This window comes from Rhizobium phaseoli, assembly GCF_010668805.1.
In the GTDB taxonomy this organism is placed as follows: domain Bacteria; phylum Pseudomonadota; class Alphaproteobacteria; order Rhizobiales; family Rhizobiaceae; genus Rhizobium; species Rhizobium phaseoli_A.
The window spans coordinates 162,254-182,980 of sequence record NZ_WUFT01000009.1 but is presented as its reverse complement, the minus strand read 5'-3'; the positions used below and the strand labels follow the sequence as shown (position 1 = coordinate 182,980).

At 61.1% G+C, this 20,727-nt stretch carries 20 protein-coding genes and 1 pseudogene; 12 read left to right on the top strand and 9 right to left on the bottom strand.

Features of this window, described 5'->3' with window-relative positions; translation table 11 throughout:
* Nucleotides 1-376: 376 nt before the first annotated feature.
* From GR197_RS15985 to GR197_RS32330, 8 genes and pseudogenes are all read left to right on the top strand, one after another.
* A complete protein-coding gene (locus GR197_RS15985) occupies nucleotides 377-556 on the top strand; it encodes a hypothetical protein (protein ID WP_246724596.1) in 180 nt (59 codons plus the stop codon).
* Nucleotides 557-741: 185 nt separating this feature from the next.
* A complete protein-coding gene (locus tag GR197_RS15980; RefSeq protein WP_164011211.1) occupies nucleotides 742-1,269 on the top strand; it encodes a sigma-70 family RNA polymerase sigma factor in 528 nt (175 codons plus the stop codon).
* A 232-nt stretch (nucleotides 1,270-1,501) separates the two neighbouring features.
* Entirely contained in the window at nucleotides 1,502-3,904 is a 2,403-nt protein-coding gene (locus GR197_RS15975; protein WP_164011209.1) for an FdhF/YdeP family oxidoreductase, read from the top strand.
* A gap of 15 nt (nucleotides 3,905-3,919) precedes the next feature.
* Nucleotides 3,920-4,513 (top strand): c-type cytochrome, encoded by a 594-nt coding sequence (locus GR197_RS15970; protein ID WP_164011207.1) that lies wholly within the window; start codon nucleotides 3,920-3,922, stop codon nucleotides 4,511-4,513.
* A complete protein-coding gene (coxB, locus tag GR197_RS15965; RefSeq protein ID WP_246724595.1) occupies nucleotides 4,510-5,424 on the top strand; it encodes a cytochrome c oxidase subunit II in 915 nt (304 codons plus the stop codon). Before GR197_RS15970 ends, coxB begins: the two co-directional genes overlap by 4 nt.
* A pseudogene (locus tag GR197_RS15960) lies at nucleotides 5,348-5,983 on the top strand (alpha/beta fold hydrolase); the annotation flags it as partial. The gene coxB and the pseudogene GR197_RS15960, both read left to right, overlap by 77 nt.
* Before the next feature lies 1 nt (nucleotide 5,984).
* Nucleotides 5,985-6,503: a PAS domain-containing protein gene (locus GR197_RS32335; RefSeq protein WP_246724594.1), complete on the top strand. Its 519-nt coding sequence runs from the start codon at nucleotides 5,985-5,987 to the stop codon at nucleotides 6,501-6,503.
* Nucleotides 6,422-7,003, top strand: coding sequence for a sensor histidine kinase (locus GR197_RS32330; protein ID WP_246724593.1), 582 nt, complete (start codon nucleotides 6,422-6,424; stop codon nucleotides 7,001-7,003). Before GR197_RS32335 ends, GR197_RS32330 begins: the two co-directional genes overlap by 82 nt.
* 133 nt (nucleotides 7,004-7,136) lie before the next feature.
* Here the strand turns inward: GR197_RS32330 and GR197_RS15950 are convergent, their stop codons facing one another.
* The 7 genes from GR197_RS15950 to GR197_RS15920 form a co-directional block, all read right to left on the bottom strand.
* A complete protein-coding gene (locus tag GR197_RS15950) occupies nucleotides 7,137-7,901 on the bottom strand; it encodes an FCD domain-containing protein (RefSeq protein ID WP_164011205.1) in 765 nt (254 codons plus the stop codon).
* Between the two features lie 21 nt (nucleotides 7,902-7,922).
* Nucleotides 7,923-8,987, bottom strand: coding sequence for a four-carbon acid sugar kinase family protein (locus tag GR197_RS15945; protein WP_164011203.1), 1,065 nt, complete (start codon nucleotides 8,985-8,987; stop codon nucleotides 7,923-7,925).
* Entirely contained in the window at nucleotides 8,984-9,976 is a 993-nt protein-coding gene (locus GR197_RS15940) for an ABC transporter ATP-binding protein (protein ID WP_164011201.1), read from the bottom strand. Before GR197_RS15940 ends, GR197_RS15945 begins: the two co-directional genes overlap by 4 nt.
* Nucleotides 9,976-10,983: an ABC transporter ATP-binding protein gene (locus GR197_RS15935; RefSeq protein WP_164011199.1), complete on the bottom strand. Its 1,008-nt coding sequence runs from the start codon at nucleotides 10,981-10,983 to the stop codon at nucleotides 9,976-9,978. The genes GR197_RS15940 and GR197_RS15935 overlap by 1 nt, the downstream gene beginning before the upstream one ends.
* The gene (locus GR197_RS15930) at nucleotides 10,980-11,939 is read right to left on the bottom strand and encodes an ABC transporter permease (protein ID WP_164011197.1); all 960 of its coding nucleotides are present in this window, start codon (nucleotides 11,937-11,939) and stop codon (nucleotides 10,980-10,982) included. The genes GR197_RS15935 and GR197_RS15930 overlap by 4 nt, the downstream gene beginning before the upstream one ends.
* Before the next feature lie 2 nt (nucleotides 11,940-11,941).
* On the bottom strand, nucleotides 11,942-12,898 hold the full coding sequence (locus tag GR197_RS15925) for an ABC transporter permease (RefSeq protein ID WP_164011195.1): 957 nt from the start codon (nucleotides 12,896-12,898) through the stop codon (nucleotides 11,942-11,944).
* Nucleotides 12,899-13,027: 129 nt separating this feature from the next.
* On the bottom strand, nucleotides 13,028-14,665 hold the full coding sequence (locus GR197_RS15920) for an ABC transporter substrate-binding protein (protein WP_164011193.1): 1,638 nt from the start codon (nucleotides 14,663-14,665) through the stop codon (nucleotides 13,028-13,030).
* Nucleotides 14,666-14,991: 326 nt separating this feature from the next.
* Here GR197_RS15920 and GR197_RS15915 point away from each other — a divergent pair, with 326 nt between their 5' ends.
* The 4 genes from GR197_RS15915 (at nucleotide 14,992) to pdxA (ending at nucleotide 19,586) form a co-directional block, all read left to right on the top strand.
* On the top strand, nucleotides 14,992-15,897 hold the full coding sequence (locus GR197_RS15915) for a dihydrodipicolinate synthase family protein (RefSeq protein ID WP_164011191.1): 906 nt from the start codon (nucleotides 14,992-14,994) through the stop codon (nucleotides 15,895-15,897).
* 11 nt (nucleotides 15,898-15,908) lie between these two features.
* Nucleotides 15,909-17,096 carry a sialidase family protein gene (locus tag GR197_RS15910; RefSeq protein WP_164011189.1) on the top strand — a complete coding sequence of 396 codons (1,188 nt, stop codon included), beginning with the start codon at nucleotides 15,909-15,911 and terminating at the stop codon, nucleotides 17,094-17,096.
* Nucleotides 17,097-17,451: 355 nt separating this feature from the next.
* Nucleotides 17,452-18,585: an iron-containing alcohol dehydrogenase gene (locus GR197_RS15905; protein ID WP_164011187.1), complete on the top strand. Its 1,134-nt coding sequence runs from the start codon at nucleotides 17,452-17,454 to the stop codon at nucleotides 18,583-18,585.
* Between the two features lie 14 nt (nucleotides 18,586-18,599).
* The gene (gene pdxA, locus GR197_RS15900; protein ID WP_164011185.1) at nucleotides 18,600-19,586 is read left to right on the top strand and encodes a 4-hydroxythreonine-4-phosphate dehydrogenase PdxA; all 987 of its coding nucleotides are present in this window, start codon (nucleotides 18,600-18,602) and stop codon (nucleotides 19,584-19,586) included.
* Between the two features lie 19 nt (nucleotides 19,587-19,605).
* On the opposite strand, the gene GR197_RS15895 is transcribed toward pdxA, so the two are convergent.
* Both GR197_RS15895 and GR197_RS15890 read right to left on the bottom strand, forming a co-directional pair.
* On the bottom strand, nucleotides 19,606-20,088 hold the full coding sequence (locus GR197_RS15895; protein WP_164011183.1) for a type II RES/Xre toxin-antitoxin system toxin: 483 nt from the start codon (nucleotides 20,086-20,088) through the stop codon (nucleotides 19,606-19,608).
* Nucleotides 20,085-20,516 carry an antitoxin Xre-like helix-turn-helix domain-containing protein gene (locus GR197_RS15890; RefSeq protein ID WP_164011181.1) on the bottom strand — a complete coding sequence of 144 codons (432 nt, stop codon included), beginning with the start codon at nucleotides 20,514-20,516 and terminating at the stop codon, nucleotides 20,085-20,087. Before GR197_RS15890 ends, GR197_RS15895 begins: the two co-directional genes overlap by 4 nt.
* Between the last annotated feature and the right edge of the window lie 211 nt (nucleotides 20,517-20,727).

Genomic DNA, 20,727 nt, shown 5'->3' with positions numbered 1-20,727 from the left:
TCCTGCGATCGCTCAGGAGGAAGCTTTTGGAGCCCAAACACTAGCAGGCGTACCATGCCGAGACCTGTAGCATCACGTAATATCTGTAGCTTTTTCGGATACTCAGCGACTGTCTCAGCTTTCCGAATGCCAGGACCCGACCGCAAAGCTTCGCCTGTACCGAAGGGAAGGCCACCGATGCGAAGGGTGGAATGGCCGGTCGTGATCGCCGGGATTGGCCGGCCCATTCGCGGGAACGAAACCCAGACGCCGCGGTTAAGCCCTGGAAAGCCGCGCCGCGTCTCGGGAGCCGCACAATGAACAGCCAAGGAGCCTATTGTGAATGTTTTGATGTTCAGAAGAGTGAAACAGTCACGACGGTCCGAATGCCGCTTTCGTGGCCACGGACGGTGATAATCGGAAGCTCTACAGGTTTGCTCTCCAATACGATATGGACGGCAAGAACTGGGCGACGGAAATCTGGGCCTATTCATCCAAAGATGCCGAAGAGCGCGTGGCCGCGATGCGCCAATCGCTGACGATGTGCGGTCAGCTTTATGGCGAAGTTGAAGCTTAAAACAAGGATGGTGCTGCTGGAGCTGCAACGGGCCCGGCGTCCTCATTTCCGCGCGTTTCGTCCGTGCTGAAACCAGCACTTTCGTGGAAGATCTGTCGGCCGATCACAACCACCCGGTTTGTCCGGTAGCGTACAGCAACGAAGAGCAGGCGTACCGCTTTTCCTTCTTATAACAGGAGGGAAAAATGAATTCTTCATTCCCGGTAAGCTCTGCGTCGGATTGCAAGCAAACGTCCGCCATCGAGTCGGAGATCGTCCAGTTGACGCCGGCGTTGCGTTCTTTTGCCCGAAGGTTCCTGCGCAGCGAGGACGACATCGATGATCTCGTGCAGGAAACCCTGCTAAAGGCATTGAACTCGCGACACCTCTACAAGCCCGACACCTCACTCAAATCCTGGCTCTTCACGATCCTCAGAAACACATTTTGCACCAACTACCGCCGACAGAAACGCGAGCCAACCGCCATGGACGCGGTAATGGAACAGGTGGCAATTGCGCCAAGCCAGGAATGGGCCCTGCGGGAGCGTGAGCTAGAACGAGCACTCACGCAACTTCCAGACGACAGGCGTCGCGCGCTGATACTTGTTGCGACCGGAACGAGTTACGAGGACGCCGCAAAGCTATGCGGATGCCGGATAGGCACCTTGAAAAGCCGCGTCAGCCGGGCACGCGGGTCCTTGCTGTCGATGCTCGGAAGCAACCTCATCGACTGATCATCTTTCCGCCGGCGGCCAGCCGAAGAATGACGCTGGCCCTACGCTAGCAAGAAGCTATCCGGCCAGTCGAAAAGCATCTCACCCCCGGGGGATAACGCTCACAGCCCGGCTGCGCCGATATCTTCAATCCTGGAAAGCCCGAGCATGGAACAGTTTGGTCTCTGGCGGAGTTCGGCGTGACGGAACGTCGGCCGGGAATTTCTGCGTCAGAAAGTGTCGAGAGGCGAAAATGTCAGCGAGATCGAAAAATCACCCCAAGATCGGCAAAGGAAGCCATGCAGCGGGCGGATGGGGAGCAGCCAGATCTACCGGAGAGATTCTTCTGCGCGAGCACGTCCCGCGTTCCGGGTCGTCGATGCTTATCCATCAAAACAAGGCCGACGGCTATATGTGTGTCAGCTGCGCCTGGGCCAAGCCTGCCAAACCTCATCCGATGGAATTTTGCGAGAACGGCGCCAAGGCAACCGCCTGGGAAATCACCAGCCGCCGGGCAGACAAAGGCTTTTTCGCCTCCCATACCTTGCGTGAGTTGGAAGAGTGGAGTGATCACGATCTTGAAGAGCAAGGCCGCCTGACCCACCCTATGCGCTGGAACAGCGAAACCGACAAATACGAGCCTGTGAGCTGGGATGACGCCTTTGCAGAAATCGGCCAGGAGCTGCGGGCCATCGCTCCCCAGCAGGTCGATTTTTACACCTCTGGGCGGGCCTCGCTCGAAACCGCCTATATGTACCAGCTTTTCGCCCGCATCTTCGGCAGCAACAATCTGCCTGACTCCTCCAACATGTGTCACGAAAGCTCCTCGGTTGCTCTCCCGGAAAGTATCGGCTCCGCCGTCGGTACGGCGATCCTTTCCGATTTCGAGAATTGCGATTGCATTTTCTATATGGCCCAGAACGTGAACACCTCCTCGCCGAGGATGCTTCACGACCTGCAGGATGCGGTTGACAGAGGCGTAAAGATCGTCACCTTCAATCCGTTGCGCGAACCCGGTCTCGAACATTTCATCAATCCGCAAATGCCGAGCCAGATGCTGACTGGCCGTTCGACGCCGATCTCCTCCGAATATTACCAGGTGAGAAACGGCGGCGACATTGCGGCACTCTTCGGCGTCTGCAAGGCGCTGATCGAGGCCGACGACGCGCTGAAGGCGTCGGGAACGAGCAAGGTCGCTGGCTCCGATGACGTGCCGAAAGATCCGTCAAATGCTGCAACGGTCGCCTTTGCCGCCTCGATGGCGGCAGCCGACAAGAGGCACGTGCTGGACCATGATTTCATCCAGACACATACTTCGGGTTTTGAAGAATTTGCCGCTGCTGCGCGCCGACACGACTGGGCGGAGTTGGAGCGGGTGTCGGGTCTGACGCGCCAACAGATGACCCAGGCGGCACACACCTATGCCAAGGCCGAAGCCGTGCTGATGATCTACGGCATGGGGCTGACCCAACACGTCTTGGGCGTTCAGAATGTTCATATGGTCGTCAATCTCGCTCTTTTGCGGGGGAATATCGGCAAACCCGGCGCCAATATCTGTGCTGTGCGAGGTCACTCGAACGTCCAGGGGCAGCGCACGGTCGGGATAACGGAAAAGCCGGGCCTCGCCCCCCTCGACAAGCTGTCGGAACTCTACCAGTTCGAACCACCGACCTGGGAGGGTCGTTCGACAGTCGATACCTGCAAGGCAATCATGCAAGGCGAAGCCAAGGCCTTTGTCAGCCTCGGCGGTAATTTCCTGCGCGCGGTCCCGGAAACGGAAGCAATGGAGGAAGGATGGCGAAAGCTCCGCCTGAGCGTCCAGATCGCCACCAAGCTCAACCGCAGCCATGTCATCCATGGCGAGATCGCCTATCTCTTGCCCTGTCTCGGCCGCCTGGAGATCGACGAACAGGAAAGCGGTCCGCAAGCAGTCTCTATCGAAAGCTCGGTGGCGCATTTCCACGGATCACGTGGAAGGGCAAAGCCCGCGAGCAAAGAGCTCCTGTCTGAGCCTGCGATCATCGCGGGCATTGCCAAGGCAACGCTGACCAAAGGCCGTGTTCCTTGGGACGAATGGGTTGGCGACTATTCAAAAATCCGCGATGCGATCGAAGGGACCTACCCAGAAACCTTCAGAGATTTCAACAAACGCATGTTTCAGCCGGGAGGCTTTCCGCGGCCGGTGCCGGCGCGGCAGCGCAAATTCGCCACCTCCAACAAGAAGGCCAATTTCATAACGCCGTCACGGCTCTTTCCGCAGCTCGACATCGACCCCGCCGCCGGCGAGGTTCTCAACCTTGCCACGTTGCGCTCGAACGACCAGTTCAACACGACAATCTACGGCTATGGCGACCGCTACCGCGGGGTGGATGGGACCAGAAAGGTCGTCTTCATGAACGAGGAGGACATCCAGCGTCTGGGCTTTAAGGACGGTGACTTCGTCGATCTGACGACGGCAATCGATTTTGCCACGACGCGCCGTGTCACCGGCTTCAGGATCGCCCGGCATGACATGCCGAAGGGTTGCTGCGCGGCCTATTACCCGGAGGCCAACCCGCTCTTTCCGCTGGCCCATCATGACGCCAAAGCCAAGACCCCATCTTACAAGCTGTTGCCGGTGAGCCTCAGCCTCTCCAGCACCTCATCGCCATCCTGATCAGGAGCGGTGGCGATGAGCGCGGCAAAACATTTCAATTGGTTTGCGGCAGGAACGCTGCTTTGCATGTTGCTCATCGGCGTGGCGATCGGATGGGCACGACACCCGCGCCAATACCGGTCCGACCCGCCTGTCACCTCGGCGCTCGATCAGTTCCGGCTCATGTCCGACCGCATCGGCGGCACGCCGCCGGATGTCTATTTCGCGCTCGGCAAACCCTATGAGGCGACGGCCTATGATTTGAGCCAGGGCAAGCGCCTTTATTCTTGGTTCGGCTGCTCTACTTGCCATGGAGACGGACGCGGTGGAACAGGTCCCTCCTTCCTCGACGGGTGGTGGTTCTACGGCCCTGAAATGGTATCAGTCGTTGCATCCATTCGCGACGGCAGGCCTCAAGGCATGCCGTCTTACGGGAATAAGATGACGAGCGACCAGATCTGGCAGCTCGCCGGCTATGTCAGGACGATCGGTGCCTATTCCGTGCCCTATACCGCGCCGAGCCGCAATGACGACAAGCATACGAGACCGTCCGAGAACCGCGCACCGGCCGCGGGTCTTTTCGAGCAAGGACCGGCCGGCGTCCGCTCCGATCGAGGTGTCCAGCCTTGAAAACCGCCCCCGCATGCGTGCTGTTTCTCTCCGGTTGTGCCGGTCGGCAATCGGCGCTGGATGCGGGCGGGCCGTCCGCGCTGGCACTGGAGAACCTCATATTTCTCTTCTTCGCCGTCTGCGGCATCGTCTTCGTGCTGGTCATGGGCGTCATGGCCTGGGCTTTGGTTCGCGCGAGGAGCGAGACTTCTGGCAGTCCGCAGACCGAGCGTTCCATGGGCAGGGTCGTTGCCGGCGCAATCGTGGCAACATTCATCGTGATAACGTTCCTGACCGCTGCCAGCTTTTACGCAACGCCAAGCCTCGATCGCGGCAAGGCTAATCCCCCGACGATCGTCGTTCGGGGGCAACAATGGTGGTGGCAGTTCACCTACCTCGATCGCGATCCCGCAAAGACCTTCCAGACCGCCAACGAGCTGCATATCCCCGTCGGAACGGACGTGCGCCTTCGCCTGGAGGCAAGCGACGTCATCCATTCCTTTTGGGTGCCGAACCTCACAGGAAAGCAGGATCTGGTTCCCGGACGCGAAAATGCGCTGACGCTTCATGCCAGCAAACCCGGCATCTACCGCGGTCAGTGCGCCGAGTTCTGCGGTCTGCAACACAGTCATATGGCATTGCTGGTCGTCGCCGACGAGCCCGGGGATTATGCCCGATGGCTAGAAGCGCAAAGGCTCGCAGCCGCCGCCCCACTGGACGGTGAAGCCGCAGCTGGAAAGCTGGTATTCATGAGCAAGCCTTGCGCCGCCTGCCATTCGATACGCGGCACCGAGGCATCAGGTACCACAGGCCCTGACCTTACCCATGTTGGCAGCAGGAGCACGATCGGCGCAATCCGACCTGAAGGCCTATTCCTTCGAAAAGTACGCCACCCTCGACGGCTATGCGGACGACGTGGTGGAGATCATTGACGCCCTATCACTGAAGAAAGTCATTTTCGTCGGCCATTCGGTTAGCGCCATGGTCGGACTGATCGCTGCAAGGAAGCGTCCTGATCTCTTCAAGTCGCTGGTCATGGTCGGCCCCTCTCCGTGCGATATCGACAGCGACGGCTATGTCGGCGGTTTCTCGCAGGATCAGATCGAGGAGCTGATGGACTTGCTGGAGTCCAACCACCTCGGCTGGTCTGGCGCCATGGCCCCCGTCATTATGGGCAATCCCGACAGGCCGGTGCTCGCCGAGGAGCTGACTGAGAGCTTTTGCAGGACGGACCCGGAGATCGCGCGCCATTTCGCGCGGACGACCTTTCTCTCAGACTGCAGGCATCTGCTGCAGGGCTTCGACATCCCGACCCTGATCCTTCAATGTTCGAGCGACGTGATTGCCCCTGTCGAAGTCGGCGAGTACATGCACAGACGGCTTGCAAATAGCAGCCTGGTGGTGATGAAGGCGACCGGCCATTGCCCCAATTTGAGCGCACCCAGGGAGACGATCGCCGCGATCGCAAATTTCCTTGCCAAGGCAGCTTGAGATGGATCACGCGGCGCCGAAGAACCTTCAGGACGACTTCGAGAACCTCTTCGAAAACACGATGACGGGCAATCTCGTCGTCTCGCCGGGCGGTATCGTCCTTCGAGCGAACGGTCGGCTTGCCAACTGGCTCGGCCAGACGGCGCAGGAACTGGTGGGCAAACGCCTGTCCGATCTGCTGACCATCGGCGGCAGTATCTATCTCGAGACCCACCTCGCCCCCATGCTCAGGATGCAGGGTGAGTTCGAAGAGATTATGCTGGAGATGCGAAACTCCGGTGGTGGCAAGATTCCGGTTCTGATGAACGGCTTCGAGCAGCGCGATGGCGCAGGGCAACCGCTCTTTCTCAGGCTGACCATCATCCGGGCATCGAACCGGCTGATCTACGAGCAAAAGGTCACGACCTCAGAAACCCGCTCGCCGCGATCGACGGCGGCATGCGCGCGATCGCCAGGTCGCCACTCAGCGAGCAGCAGGAGAGGATCGTGTCGCTGGTGGAGGCGACGATTAAACGAATGAGCGGTCTCATTGACGACATCATGGACTTTGCGCGCGGGCGACTTGGCGGCGGGATCCCTGTGCGGCTGTGCGAGACCGACCTGGCCGCTGTTCTGCTTCAGGTCGTCAACGAGATTTCCGGGGCCCGTCCCGGCAGAAGGATCGAAGCGGACATTAGACTCCCGCTGCCGATCATGTGCGACGGTCCGAAGCTCGCACAGCTTACGTCGAACCTCCTTGCCAACGCCGTCGCGCACGGTTCTCCGGACGGCCCGATAACAATCACCGCCCGCTCGAAGGATGCGGGGTTCGAACTCTCGGTTGCAAACGCCGGAGAGCCGATACCAGCCGATGCCGTCGAAAGGTTGTTCCTGCCATTCACCAGGGTTGCGGACGGCGGCAAGCAAGGGCTTGGGCTTGGTCTCTACATCGCGAGCGAAATTGCCAAGGCGCATGGTGGTCGGCTGCGGGTGGCGTCCGATGAGACGCGGACGGTGTTTACCCTCGAAATCCCAGGCTGATCTTCGCGCCAGGAGCGGGAATAACCGTTCGCGCAAAAAATCAGTGGCTGGCTACCATAGGTATTGTTCTGCGGTCCTATCTGGATATCCGAGCGCGGCCTGAGCAAAAGCGGGCTTGTCTCTCCGGGATGCCTCAGAAGGACAGGTCGAGCGCCCTGCCCTCGAACAGACGATCGCGGGAGCCTTCGAGATGCGCCTTCATCAGCCTTTGCGCATCGTCAGCCCGGCCATCGGCGATCGCCTTGTAGATGGCGTTATGCTCTTCGTAGACCTGTTCCAGCCCTTGGCGGGGGCCGAGCAGCGAAAGGCCGTGGAGATGCATGCCGACGGCGATATGAGCCTTCAGCGCGTCGATCGAAGCCGTATAATAATGATTGTTGGCAGCCTCCGTCACCGCACGATGGAAGATGAAATCGGCATCGGTGCGGTGAAGCTGATGGCTGGTCGCCTCGCGCAGATCCGCAAGGGCGGTAGCGATCTTCTGGATCGCCTGCTCATTGCGGCGCTTGGCGGCGAAATAGGCCGCGGCCGGCTCGATGGTCAGGCGGAACTCGTAGCAGCGCTGAATGTCGGCAATGGTCTTGACCGGCGAATAGGCAAGCTGCGTCGTCGGCGACCCATGGGCGCTGACGAAGGTGCCGGCGCCCTGCCGGGCGTAGACCATGCCCTGATCGCGCAAGCGGGCCAGCGCATCGCGGACGATCGGCCTGGAAACACCTAGCATCGAGGCAAGTTCATGTTCGCCGGGCAGGCGTGAATCCGGCGGATAGTTCCCGCCGCGAATACGCTCGAGCAGCTGGTCGAAGACGCGGTCGACCAGCTTGACGGCCTTTCCACGTTCGGGCTTGCCCGGCGGGCCGGCTTCCGCGTTCAACGATTCGCCATTCACTTCAACCACGTCATTCTCCCCGGCGGTATCTTATGCCGCCTGATTCCGAAGAACCAGCTTTAACAAACTATCCGGATTGCCGAAGCCCCCCGACTTCACGGCGCACCGAAATTGCGGCCCGTCGGGGGCGCTGACATCAAACCAAGGGATCCCAGCCTCGATCTCGCCCTTTGGCGCCAAGACTCTGACCCCCAGTGCCTGAAAAACGGCAAGCGCTGTATCGCCGCCACCGACCATCAGCATCTCAGGCCTGGTATCGTCGATGACCACCTTGACGCCATCGGCAAAACGGCGGGCGACGAGTGCTGCATCGGCCTCCATCTCGCCGGTGCAGCGCAGCAGCGCCGGCAGCGCCAAGCCCTCGCCGCATTCGATCTCACCCATTGGCGCGTCCGTCAGCACGCGCAAGGCGCCCGAAGCTTCGAGCCGGTTCATCTGCACTGAGGTAATCGGATCGCGCGAGCCAAAGGCAAACAGCGTCCGCGGGGTCGCGGTAAATTCCATCATCGGCCACCGTCCCGTTTCGCCGAGCCGGCGGGCAAATGCGGCCCCCAGGCCGCGCGCACCGACGCCGAGCGTCGTCAGCCAGTCATGACCCTCGACGATCTGATCGAGATCGCTATCATGCTCGGCATCGGCAACGACAACACTGTCCGCACTGCTCGCAAACAGGGTGGCGATCGGCAGCGGCCTGTTGACGCCGCGGCCGACGACACATCCGCGGTAGGTCACGCGCTCCTGATCGGGGATGGCGGGCGCAACCAGGATGGTCTTCAGGCCAAGCGCCTTTTTCAGCGCAAGGCTTTCCGCAGCGACGTTGCCCTTCAGCCTGGAGTCGATCTTCTTCATGACAACGGAAGGTTTGACGTCACGAATGACTTCGGCGGCCGATCGGACCCTTTCGGCAGCTTCACGCTCACTAAGCGCGCGAGAGGCGGTGTTGATGACCAGGACATCGCAGCCGGTGGCGATCGCATCCTGTGCCGCCTCGACATCGACGGCGACCGCAACCGAAAGGCCGGCCGCGACGAAGGGCGTGCCGGTATCGAGCGCACCCGTCAGATCATCGGCAATGATCGCAGCCTTCAGCGTCATGCAATCTCACCCATATTGACGGCGTGGCAGGCAACAAGATGGCCGGGCTTGGACTCTTTCCAAGCCGGAATAACTTTGCTGCAGACATCCATCGCGATCGGGCAGCGGGTGTGGAAACGGCAGCCGGTTGGTGGGTTCAGCGGGCTCGGCACGTCGCCCTGCAGGATCTGGCGCTGGCGGGTGCGCTCATGCTCCGGATCGGTCTCCGGAACGGCCGACAGCAGCGCCCTGGTATAGGGATGCAGCGGATTGTCGAACAGTTCCTCGCGGCTGGCAAGCTCGGCAAGCCGCCCGAGATACATGACGCCGACGCGGGTGCTGATATGGCGCACCACCGCCAGATCGTGGGCGATAAACAGATAAGTCAGCCCGTATTTCTCCTGCAGATCGAGCAGCAGGTTGATGATCTGCGCCTGGATCGACACGTCGAGCGCCGAGATCGCCTCGTCGCAGACGATGAATTTCGGCTGGCAGGCAAGCGCCCGGGCGATGACGACACGCTGACGCTGGCCGCCGGAAAGCTCATGCGGGTAACGCTGGGCAAACCGTGTGGGCAGGCCGACATCGGTGAGCAGCGTTGCCACCTTCTCCTTCAGCTCGGCCTTGGTGCAGAGCTTGTGGAAGAGGATCGGCTCGCCGATCGCCTCGCCCACCGTCATACGCGGATTGAGCGTCGAATAGGGATCCTGGAAGACGATCTGCAGGTCGCGGCGGAAAGGCCGCATCTGCTTTTCATCGAGCGTCGCGAGATCCTGGCCCTTGTAGACGACCTTGCCGCTGGTCGCCTTGTAAAGGTTCAGGATGGTAAATCCGGTCGTCGACTTGCCGCAACCGGATTCGCCGACGAGGCTCAGCGTCTCGCCTTCCATGATATCGAGGTTGACGTTGTCGAGGGCATAGACCGTCGCCGAGCGTTCGCCGAAGGCGCCGAGCCTAACGTGGAAATGCTTGACCAGGTTTTCGATCTTGAGCAGTGGTTGAGCAGCCATCACGCGGCCTCCTGCATTCTCTGGACGACGAAACAGGCGGCGCGGTGATTGCTGCTGCCGCTTAAGCGTTCAAGCTGCGGCACCTGTTCGTGGCAGATCGTCTCGGCGAGTGGACAGCGCGGCGCAAACGGGCAGCCCTTCGGCCGGCGGCCGGGTTCCGGCGGCGTGCCGCCGATCGAGCTCAGCCGGCTTGCCGGCGGATCTGATAGCTTCGGGATCGAGGAGAGCAGGCCGCGCGTATAGGGATGGCTCGGACGGGCATAGAGCTCGTCGACCGGTGCATCCTCGACGACGGTGCCGGCATAGAGCACGGCGACGCGGTCGACGAGACCGGCGATCAGCGCCAGATCATGGGTGATCCAGACAACCGACATGCCGAGCTTGGCGCGCAGATCCTTCACCAGGTCGACGATCTGAGCCTGGATGGTGACGTCGAGCGCCGTCGTCGGCTCATCGGCGATCAGAAGCTTGGGATTGCAGGCAAGGCCGATCGCGATCATCACGCGCTGGCGCATGCCGCCGGAAAGCTCATGCGGAAAGGCCTGCAGGCGCTCTTCCGGGCCGGGAATGCCGACGAGGCGCAGAAGCTCGACGGCACGGGCGCGGGCCGCTGCCTTTTTCATGCCGCGGTGATAGATCAGCGGCTCGCAAATCTGATCGCCGACCCGCATGACGGGATTGAGAGACGTCATCGGATCCTGGAAGACGAAGCCGATATCGCCACCCCGCACCTTGCGCAGCTCGCGATTCGACATCGTCTGCAGATCGCGGCCGTCGAAGGTGGCGGTTCCTTTGGTGACCTTGATCTTGTTCGGCAGGAGCCGCATCAGGCTCAGCATGGTGAGGCTCTTGCCGCAACCGGATTCGCCGACGACGCCGAGGGTCTCGCCCTTGTCGACATGCAGATCGATGCCGTCGACGACGACGGCCGGGCCATTGCGGCCGTCGATCTCGACGGTGAGGTTCCTGACGTCGAGCAGGCGTTCGCTGTTTTGCGTGTCCATCATTTGCTGCCCCGCGGATTGAGCGCGTCGTTGAGGCCGTCGCCGAGGAAGCTGAAGGCAACCGAGGCAAGGCCGAGCACGGCCGCCGGAGCGGCGAGAAGATGCGGATAATGCTGCCAGACGCGAAGACCGTCCGAGATCATATTGCCCCAGCTCGGCGTCGGCGGATTGACGCCGACGCCGAGGAAGCTGAAGGCGCTTTCCAGCACCATTGCCGTGCCGAGGCCGGCGCTGACCGAGACGATCAGCGGCCCGAGCGCATTCGGCACGACGTAACGCTTGATAATGACCCAGTTCGAAAGACCGAGCGCCTGTGCCGCGGTAATATAGGGCCGGCTGCGGATCGACAGCACCTGGGCGCGCACAAGACGGGCATAGGGTGGCCAGGAGATCAGCGCCATCGAGCCGAAGACGAGGATGAAATCCACCCATATCGTCTGGCGGTAGAAGGGATTGAGCGTCTCGAGGTAGCGCGCCTCCATCCATCGGGTGATCGGCGATTTCAGCGATGCATTGATGACGACGACGAGCAGCAGGTTGGGAACCGACATCGTCACGTCGGTCAGCCACATGATGGCGCGGTCGAAGGGATTGCCGAAGAAACCGGCGATCGCGCCGAGCGTGAGGCCTATCAACACCGCGAAGAAAGTGACGATGACTGCAACGAGGAGAGCGGTCCGGGTGCCGAAGACCACCCGGCTGAAGACGTCACGGCCGAGATCGTCGGTTCCGAAGAGATGGCTCATCGACGGCAGCGCGTTACGAGCGTTGAGATCCTGGCTCAGATAGTCATAGGGCGTCAGGTAAGGCCCGAAGATCGCCGTGAAGGCGAGGATCAGGACGATAACCAGGCCGAAGACGGCAAGCTTGTTGCGCTTTAGCCGATACCAGGCGTCGCGCCACAGGCTGACCGGCTGCTCCTCGACGGTTTCGGTGGTGGAGAGAGGGATTGCGGACATGGTCAGCGGCTCCTTCTTGCATCATTGGCGCGCGGGTCGAGCAGCGGATAGAGCACATCAACCAAGAGGTTCGACACCATCACCAGGAACGATCCGATCAGCGTGATCGCCAGGATGACCGGATAGTCGGAATTGATCAGCGCCTGCACCGTCAGGCGTCCGAGCCCCGGCAGGCCGAAGACCAGTTCGACGAAGATCGCGCCGTTGACGATGGTGATCATGATCAGGCCGAGCTGCGTCACCACAGGCGTCAGCACCGGCCGCAGGATATGGCGCAGCGCCACGATGATCTCGGGCACGCCCTTGGCGCGGGCGGTGCGGACGAAATCCTCAGACAGCACTTCGATGACGGCGGCGCGCGTCTGGCGCACGATCAGCGCGATCGGCTGGAAGGAAAGGACGAGTAGCGGCAGCAGGATACGGACATCGAAGATGCCGCCCCAGCCATAGGGCACGCTTGCACCGGGCAGCAGCACGATGAGGCCGACCATCAGCAAGGGACCTGCGACATAGGCCGGGATCGCCCAGAGGAAGAGCGCAGAGCCCAAAATAGCATAATCGAGGCGCGAATTCTGGTTCAGCGCCGCGATCATTCCGAGTGGTATCGCAACGACGGTCGTCAGGATGACGGAACAGAGGGCAAGCTGGAAGGAAACGGGAGCTGCGGCTGAGACCATTGCCCAGACAGCGCGGCCCGACGTCAGCGAGTTGCCGAATTGGCCATGCAGCAGGTTCGAGATGTAAAGGCCGAACTGCTCGATGAAGGGCCTGTTGAGGCCAGCACTTTCGCGGATGGCTTCGATGCGCTGCGGATTATAAGCGACGTCGCCCGGCGCGCGCAGGAAGATCAGCTTGATCGGGTCGCCGGCGCCATAGAAGGCCAGCGCGTAAACGGCCAGCATCACGACCAGCACGGAGGGAATCCAGATGGCAAACCGGGTTAGCACGTAGCGCAGCATGGCCACCTCCCGCCAGTTGTTCGATGCGGCTCGGCTTGGGTAAAGCGCAGCAGATCGCATCTCTTCTTGAAATTTGCGCGAAGACCTTGCGGCCTTCGCGCGTTTATCGCCAGGAACGATCGTTCCGGATCAACCGATGGAAATGTTCCAGGGTTCGACGATCTGCCAGTCGAGGTTCTTGTCCAGACCCTTGACCTCCTTGGTGGCCCAGCGCGACATCGCCTGAGAGTACCACGGAATGAAGGCCCAATCGTCGCGGAACGCCTTCTGGGCTTCCTGGGCAAGAGCGATGCGCTGTGGATCGTCCGCAGCCTTGGTCGTCGCCTCGGCAAGGGCGTTGTCGACCTTGTCGTTCTTGTATCCACCAAGCTTGTTCTGCGCATTCGACGAAGTCGAGGCGATGCAGCCTGCCAGATAGGAGACGGCATCGGGAACGCGGGTGCCGACGTCGTCGCGGAAGATCTGGACCGAGTTCTGGTCCGGGCCGGCATAGGCATCCTGCTGCGGCTTCATGTCGACGGCGGTGATGCCGAGGTTCTGGCGCCACTGCTCGGCGATGAACTGGGCGGCGGCCTGAATGGCTGGCGCCGAGATGCCGACGAACATGATCTTCGGCAGGCGCTCAGGCCCGCCATAGCTCGATTCGGCAAGCAGCTTCTTTGCGGCCGCCGGATCATAGGGAAAGGGCTCGAAGCCGGAATTTTCGGCGCCGGGAACCGAATTAAGGATCTGATCGGCCTTCTTGTGCGGCCCATCCGGATAGGATGCCTTGAACAGGCCGTCGCGGTCGATCGCCATGATCAGTGCCTGGCGAACCTTCGGATCGTCCATCGGCGCGCGCGAGATGTTGAACCAGAAGTGCTGGCTGGTCGGGATCAGCGGGCCGGCGGAGAATTCGGGGCCGAGATCCTGGATGATCGTCGACGTGACGAGTTCCGTATGCGCGTTGAACTCGCCGGATTTGATCAGCGATGTCGCCGTCACATTGTCCTCGATCGAGGTAACCTCGATGCGCGCCAGCTTTGGCTTCGGGCCGAAGAAGTTCTCGTTCGGCTCGAAGGTGAGCTTGCCGGCGTCGATATCGATGCTCGTCAGCTTGAAGGGACCGGAGAAGGCCGGCTTGCTGTCAGGCTTGTACCAGTCGATGATCTCCTCGCCGTCGCTGCCGCGCGACTGCGACGCCTTGGTGATCGGCGCGATATGGTTTGCCAGGCGCATGAAGAAGATCGGATCGGCTGCCGTCAGCGTCACCACGACCGTGCCCTCGTCGGGTGTCGCGACACCGGTCAGCTCTTTGCCGGAACCGGCAGCGATTTCGGCGTAACCCTTGACCTTGCTCAGCACCTGATCGGCGCGCTGGCTCTTGGTGTTCGGCATCGAGGCGACTTCCCACGATCCCTTGACGTCGGCCGAGGTGATCTTGCTGCCGTCGGAGAAAACGGCCTTGGGGTCGATCTTGAACGTCCAGACGGCATTGTCGGCCGATTCCCAGCTGGTGAATACGTAAGGCTTGATCTTGCCTTCGCTGTCGAAATACATCGGCGAGGCCCACCAGATCGAATTCCAGCGGAACGTCCTGCCGCCGCCGCGCAGCGGCGACCAATCCTGGTCGAAGGCCGGATGTGCGACCTTGAGGACCTGCCCCTCGTCGGCCATGACGATGCGGGCATTCATCCCGAACACGGTGAGGCCGACGCCGGCCGCAAGGCCGAGCTTCAGCGCGTTGCGACGCGATATATTGGTTTTATCCGATTGATCTAAAGACATGGCATTCCTCCCAGGTGAATTCGGCAGCACTCTCCCTGCCCCTTGCTAGGCGCAGCACAATCCGTCCCGTATCGTTCTCTCGTTATTGTAAATATGTCAACAAAAAATCGCATTTTCCGTTCCAACAAAATTTCATCCGACGAATATCCATTCAATAACAACAAGTTAAATTTTGTCTCTCGCAGGAACGCATTTTGTCTGCTTGACAAAAGCGCCGCAATGGAAAAGTTTTTCGCAATCCATCGCGACAGACGAATGACAATTGCATGTGCAGCCGGCCCGTTCGAACAGACAACGGTGGGACGGAGCGTACCGAGGAGGGTGAAATGAGCCATCACAGGATTACAGGCGTTTTCAGCGCCGCCGCAACGCCGCTGACGGCGGACAATACGCCTGATCTCGCGCTTTTCACCGACCATTGCCGGCAGCTGCTGGCCGAGGGATGCCATGGCGTCGCCCTGCTCGGCACGACGGGCGAGGCCAATTCCTTCTCCGCAGCCGAGCGCCGCACCATTCTGGAAGCGGCTGTGAAGGCCGGCATTTCTGCCGACAGGCTCCTGCCGGGCACCGGCGTTGTCGCCATTCCGGAGACCGTCGAACTGACCCGGCACGCGCTGTCGCTCGGCGTCACCAAGGTGGTGATGCTGCCGCCCTTCTATTACAAGGGCGTCTCCGACGACGGCCTCTTCGCCGCCTATTCGCAGGTGCTGGAAAAGGTCGCCGATACGCGTCTGCGGGTGATCCTCTATCACATCCCGCAGGTTTCCGGCGTTCCGCTGTCCATACCGCTGATCGGCCGGCTGATTGCGGCCTTTCCGGAAACGATTGTCGGGATCAAGGAATCTGCCGGTGATTTCAACAACATGCAGGCGATCATCGCCGCCCATCCCGGTTTTTCGGTGCTGGCCGGCGCCGATCCGCTGCTGCTGCCGCTGATGAAGGCCGGCGGTGCGGGCTGCATCACCGCCACTTCCAATCTCGTGGCGGGTTCGCTGCGCACCGTCTACGACCATGTCCATGACGCCGCACGCGCCGCCGATGTCGAGGCGGCGCAGGCGCGCATCAATGCCTATCGCACGCTTTCCAATTCCTACGTCCAGATCCCGACCATCAAGGCAATGGTGGGGTTAAAGACCGGTAATCCCGCCTGGAAGCGCACGCGCGCACCGCTGATGCCGCTTGATGATGCGGACTATGCCGCGCTCGCCGAAAGCTACGCCAAGCTGCCTTGAGGAAATCTGCCATGAGTTTTACCGGCCTGCCTTCGGAAGCCGTGCCCGCCCTGATGACTGGGCTTATCACCCCGCACCCCTCCATTCAGGGCCGCGCTGATGCCTATCTGCCCTCCCCTTGCATCCAGAACCATGCGGCCAATCTCGCCTTTCTGCCGGACGGCACGCTGACCTGCGTCTGGTTCGGCGGCACGATGGAGGGTATGGGCGATATTTCGATTTACATGTCGCGGCTGGCACCAGGCTCCGAGCGCTGGTCCGAGCCGGAGAAGATGAGCGACGATCCAGACAAATCCGAGCAGAACCCATTGATTTTCAATGCTCCGGACGGGAAAACATGGCTGCTCTATACCTCGCAGACCTCCGGTAATCAGGATGGCTCTGTTGTCAAATGCCGGATATCGGGGGATGGCGGTAAAAGCTTCGGCCCGGTTCGCATCCTCTGCGACAGTCCCGGCACATTCGTTCGTCAGCAGATCGTCGTCAACGACCGGGGCGACTGGCTGCTTCCGGTTTTCCGCTGCGTCGGCCTCAACGGCCAGCGCTGGAGTGGCGACGCCGATACGGCGGCAGTGCTGATCTCGCGAGACGGCGGCACCAGCTGGCAGATGCGCGATATTCCAGACAGTATCGGCGCCGTGCACATGAACATCCTGCCGCTCGGCGGCAACGAGATGGTCGCCTTCTACCGCAACCGCTTCGCCGAGAGCATTCTTTTCAGCCGATCGACCGACGGCGGCGAATCCTGGAGCGTGCCCGAGCCCACCGAATTGCCGAACAACAACTCCTCGGTCCAGGCCACCGTGCTGAATGATGGAGCGATCGCAATGGTTTACAACCATTCGAATGCCGGCATGTCGGACGCGCGGCGCCAGTCACTCTATGACGAAATCGAAGGCAGAGAGGCCAAAGAGCCCGCTATTGTCGCCGCCCATATCGGCCGCAAGGCGGTGTGGGGTGTTCCGCGCGCCCCACTCAGCTTGGCGATATCGAGGGATGGCGGCAGGAGCTTTCCGCATCGCATCGATCTCGATACCGGCGACGGCTTCTGCCTCAGCAACAATTCCAAGGACTCGCTGAACCGCGAATTCTCTTATCCCTCGATCATCCAGGGCAGCGACGGCACGCTCCATGTCGCCTACACCTACTACCGGCGCGCCATCAAATATGTGCGGCTTGCCCCGCAATCCCTGCCGTAAGCGAACCGGCGGCCGAAAATTGTAAATCTATGTCCGGTCGAGCGCGAGAGAATGCAGGCTGGGACTGGCTTTGATCGGCATCGCGAGAGAATGTGACAACATCTCCGCGCTGTTCGTCGCCGACGCGAATGGCGGCCCGTCCTTCATGGTCGAATGCCCGTTCATCGATGGGTTTTCAGTAACCACCTGATCTTCAATAAGATATTAGCACACCGACGTCTGTTTGAACCACATTCGACGCCAGGTTCGGCGATAAAAATTTACGCGCCTGGGAATGCTGGCTTGACATTAATCTTACAACTTTACATTAAAGAGAGACGACATCGCCGCAAGGTCTTGCAGGGAGGACTGGTTCATGGCCAGCTTGGATTCGCCAATCACGATCGTTCGTCCGCACCTGATCGAATTCGGCATCGGCACGGCGGCAAAGCTCGGCAAATGGGCTGCCGAAAAGGGCTATCGGCGCACGCTTGTGATCTCCGATGCCTTCAATGCCTCGCGCATCGACCTGCTGGAGCTGAAGGGCGAAGTGACGGTCTTTGCCGAAGTGACGCCCGAGCCGGACACGGCCAACCTCGAAAAAGTCCTGGCCGCAGCCAACGGCGCCAACGCTGAACTGATCGTCGGCTTCGGGGGCGGCAGTGCCATGGACCTGGCGAAACTTGCCGCCGTTCTTGCCGGCTCCGCGCAGACGCTGCATGACGTCGTCGGCCCCAACAAAGTGCATGGGCCGCGCAAGGCAGCACTCGCCCAGGTACCGACCACCTCCGGCACCGGCAGCGAGGCCGGCATCCGCGCGCTGGTCACCGATCCCAAGACGATGGCCAAGCTTGCGGTGGAAAGCCTGCATATGCTGGCCGACATCGCCGTCATCGATCCGGCCCTGACCTTCAGCGTACCGGCCCCCACGACAGCTGCTACCGGCATCGACGCGATGGCCCATTGCGTCGAGGCCTTCACCAATCGCAAGGCCCATCCGATGGTCGATCTCTATGCGATCGAGGGAACGCGGCTGGTCGGCAAATATCTCGCCCGCGCCGTCAAGGATGGCAACGACGCCGAGGCGCGTGCCGGCCTGTCGCTCGCCTCGCTTTACGGCGGTTTCTGCCTTGGCCCGGTCAACACTGCCGGCGGCCATGCGCTTGCCTATCCCCTCGGCACGCGCTGGCATGTTGCCCATGGCGCAGCAAACGCGCTGATCTTTCCGCATGTGCTTGCCTTCAACACGCCGGCCGCCCCGGAAAAGACGAAGACCGTGATGGCCGCGCTCGGACGTCAAACCTCGGAAACCATCGCATCCGTCTTCGATGCGGCTTACGCCTTCTGCGCCGAACTCGGTATCGAGATGAAGCTCTCCGGCCTCGGCGTGCCGGAAAGCGATCTCGACGCCATGGCCGACGATGCCTTTGCCATTCGCCGTCTGCTCGACAATAATCCGCGCGATCTCACACGCGCCGACATCCGCTCGATTTACGCGGCCGCGTTGTAGAAGGAACTTTTATGATGGACAGGAATGCGAAAGTCGCCGTGACGCTCGGCGATCCGGCCGGTGTCGGCCCCGAAGTGATCGTCAAGGCCTTGGCGGCCCTTCCGAGTGAAGAGCGCCGCGATTTCGTCATTGTCGGCAATGTCGAAGCGCTGGAGCGCGCCGATCGCGTCTGCGGCACCGGCCTGACATTCGCGCCGGCCGATGCCGGCGGCGATGACAGGATTGCCGTCGATGAAGTTGCGCTCGGCGCGGCCCTGCCCGAAATCGGCAAGGTCAGCCGGATCGCCGGCGATGCTTCGGTGCGTTATATCACCCGCGCCGTCGACCTTGCGATGTCCGGTGAAGCCGATGTCATCGTCACTGCGCCGATCAACAAGGAAGCGATGAACCTTGCCGGCCATCACCATGACGGCCATACCGGGCTTCTCGCCCATCTCACCGGCTCGAAGAGTTCCTTCATGCTGCTGGCTTCCGAGCGGCTGAATACCATCCACGTCTCCACGCATATTTCGCTGAAGGGCGCGATCGAACGTGCCAAGACCGAGCGGGTGCTCGCCACTATCGAAGCCGGTCATAAGCATTTCCTGAGACTCGGCAAGAAGGCGCGCATCGCCGTTGCCGGCCTCAATCCGCATTGCGGCGAAAACGGCCTGTTCGGCACTGAGGACGCGGAATTCCTGGCGCCCGCCGTTGAACAGGCGCAGGCGAAAGGCATCGACGTCGTCGGCCCGATCTCCGCCGACACGGTCTTCGCCCGCGCCTATAACGGCGCCTTCGATCTGGTCATCGCCCAATATCACGACCAGGGCCACATCCCGATCAAGCTCGTCGCCTTCGAGACGGCGGTCAACGTCTCGCTCGGCCTACCGATCGACCGCGTCTCGGTCGACCACGGCACAGCCTTCGACATTGCCGGCACCGGCAAGGCCAATCACGTCAACATGCTCTCGGCTATTGCCTATGCCAGACTGATGGCGCGTTCGCCGCGGCAGAAGGGGTGATCTGCAACCAGATGTCTCGTCAGACGCCGAACAGACGGCGATCCCAGAAAACGGGTTGGTGAAGGCTGACGGTGATCGATTGGAACTCCGGGTGGGCCGGGTTGATCAGCACATTGCGGTCAACGCGGGCGACGACGCTTGGGACCAGCAGAATGGCGCTGCGCTTCTCCTGGCACCAGCGTTCGCCGAAAGCCTTGCTGACCCCGGCAGGCATGCTGTCCCAGCCCGGTAAAGCGGGTTCGGAGAAGACCTCGTAGCTTAGCCCGCGCGGTATGGTGACGGTGACATAATGCTGGTTGGGCGGCAGCCTGCCGCTGCCATGGACGAGCTTTTCGAGCAGCGCCGTCGAATAGTGCTCGCTCGTATAGATGATCGGGCTGCCTGATGTATTCCACCGCCCCGGCGCGATGGTTGAGCCGGTGGCATCGAAGATCGGATAGGTTCCACTGGGATCTCCGATGCGAACGGATGTGAGCGTCCGGTCGAGACGCTGTGCGCTCACGCAGCGCTGCCATATTTCAGGCTTCCAAGGATATCGAGCACGAGTTCGCCGCCGATCTCGCTCTGGATGACCACGTCGATCGGCCGCCTGTCCTCCAGCATCGCGTGCGGCCGAAACAGGAAATCGCGGGCCTCGGCCTCGGTCTGCCAGACGTCGAGCGCCAGCCCCCAGACGCGCGCCAGGCGAGCGAGCTTTACCCCCTCGTCGGTGGAGAGCCGATGCTTGGATTTGCGCCGCTCATAGGTTGCCTTGGGAACGAGCCGGTATTTGAACTGGACATCGTCAGGCGCCAGAAGCAATGCCATGCGGTCAAGCGCCTTGACCGGCAATCCCGCCTCGATGCTGGAGAGCAGGCCGAAGGCCGAGCGCGATGCCGGCTCCCGGGCAGGCAATCCGAGAACGTCGGCGACGATAGAAAATCCCATCATGACAATGGCTCCTTTTCACTTGAGGTTATATTTAGTCTCAAGTGAGCCGATGATCAAGGGTGCTTCGGTCATCTCCGTTGCAGGCATCATCCAAGGACGTGCACCATCGAGCGTTCGCCGGAAACCTCGAGCCGGGAATAGGCGCTCTTTCCGCCTACTCTTTTTCTCGGAGAGCTTCTTTTTGGAAATTCCTTTCTCCTCATTTTTATTA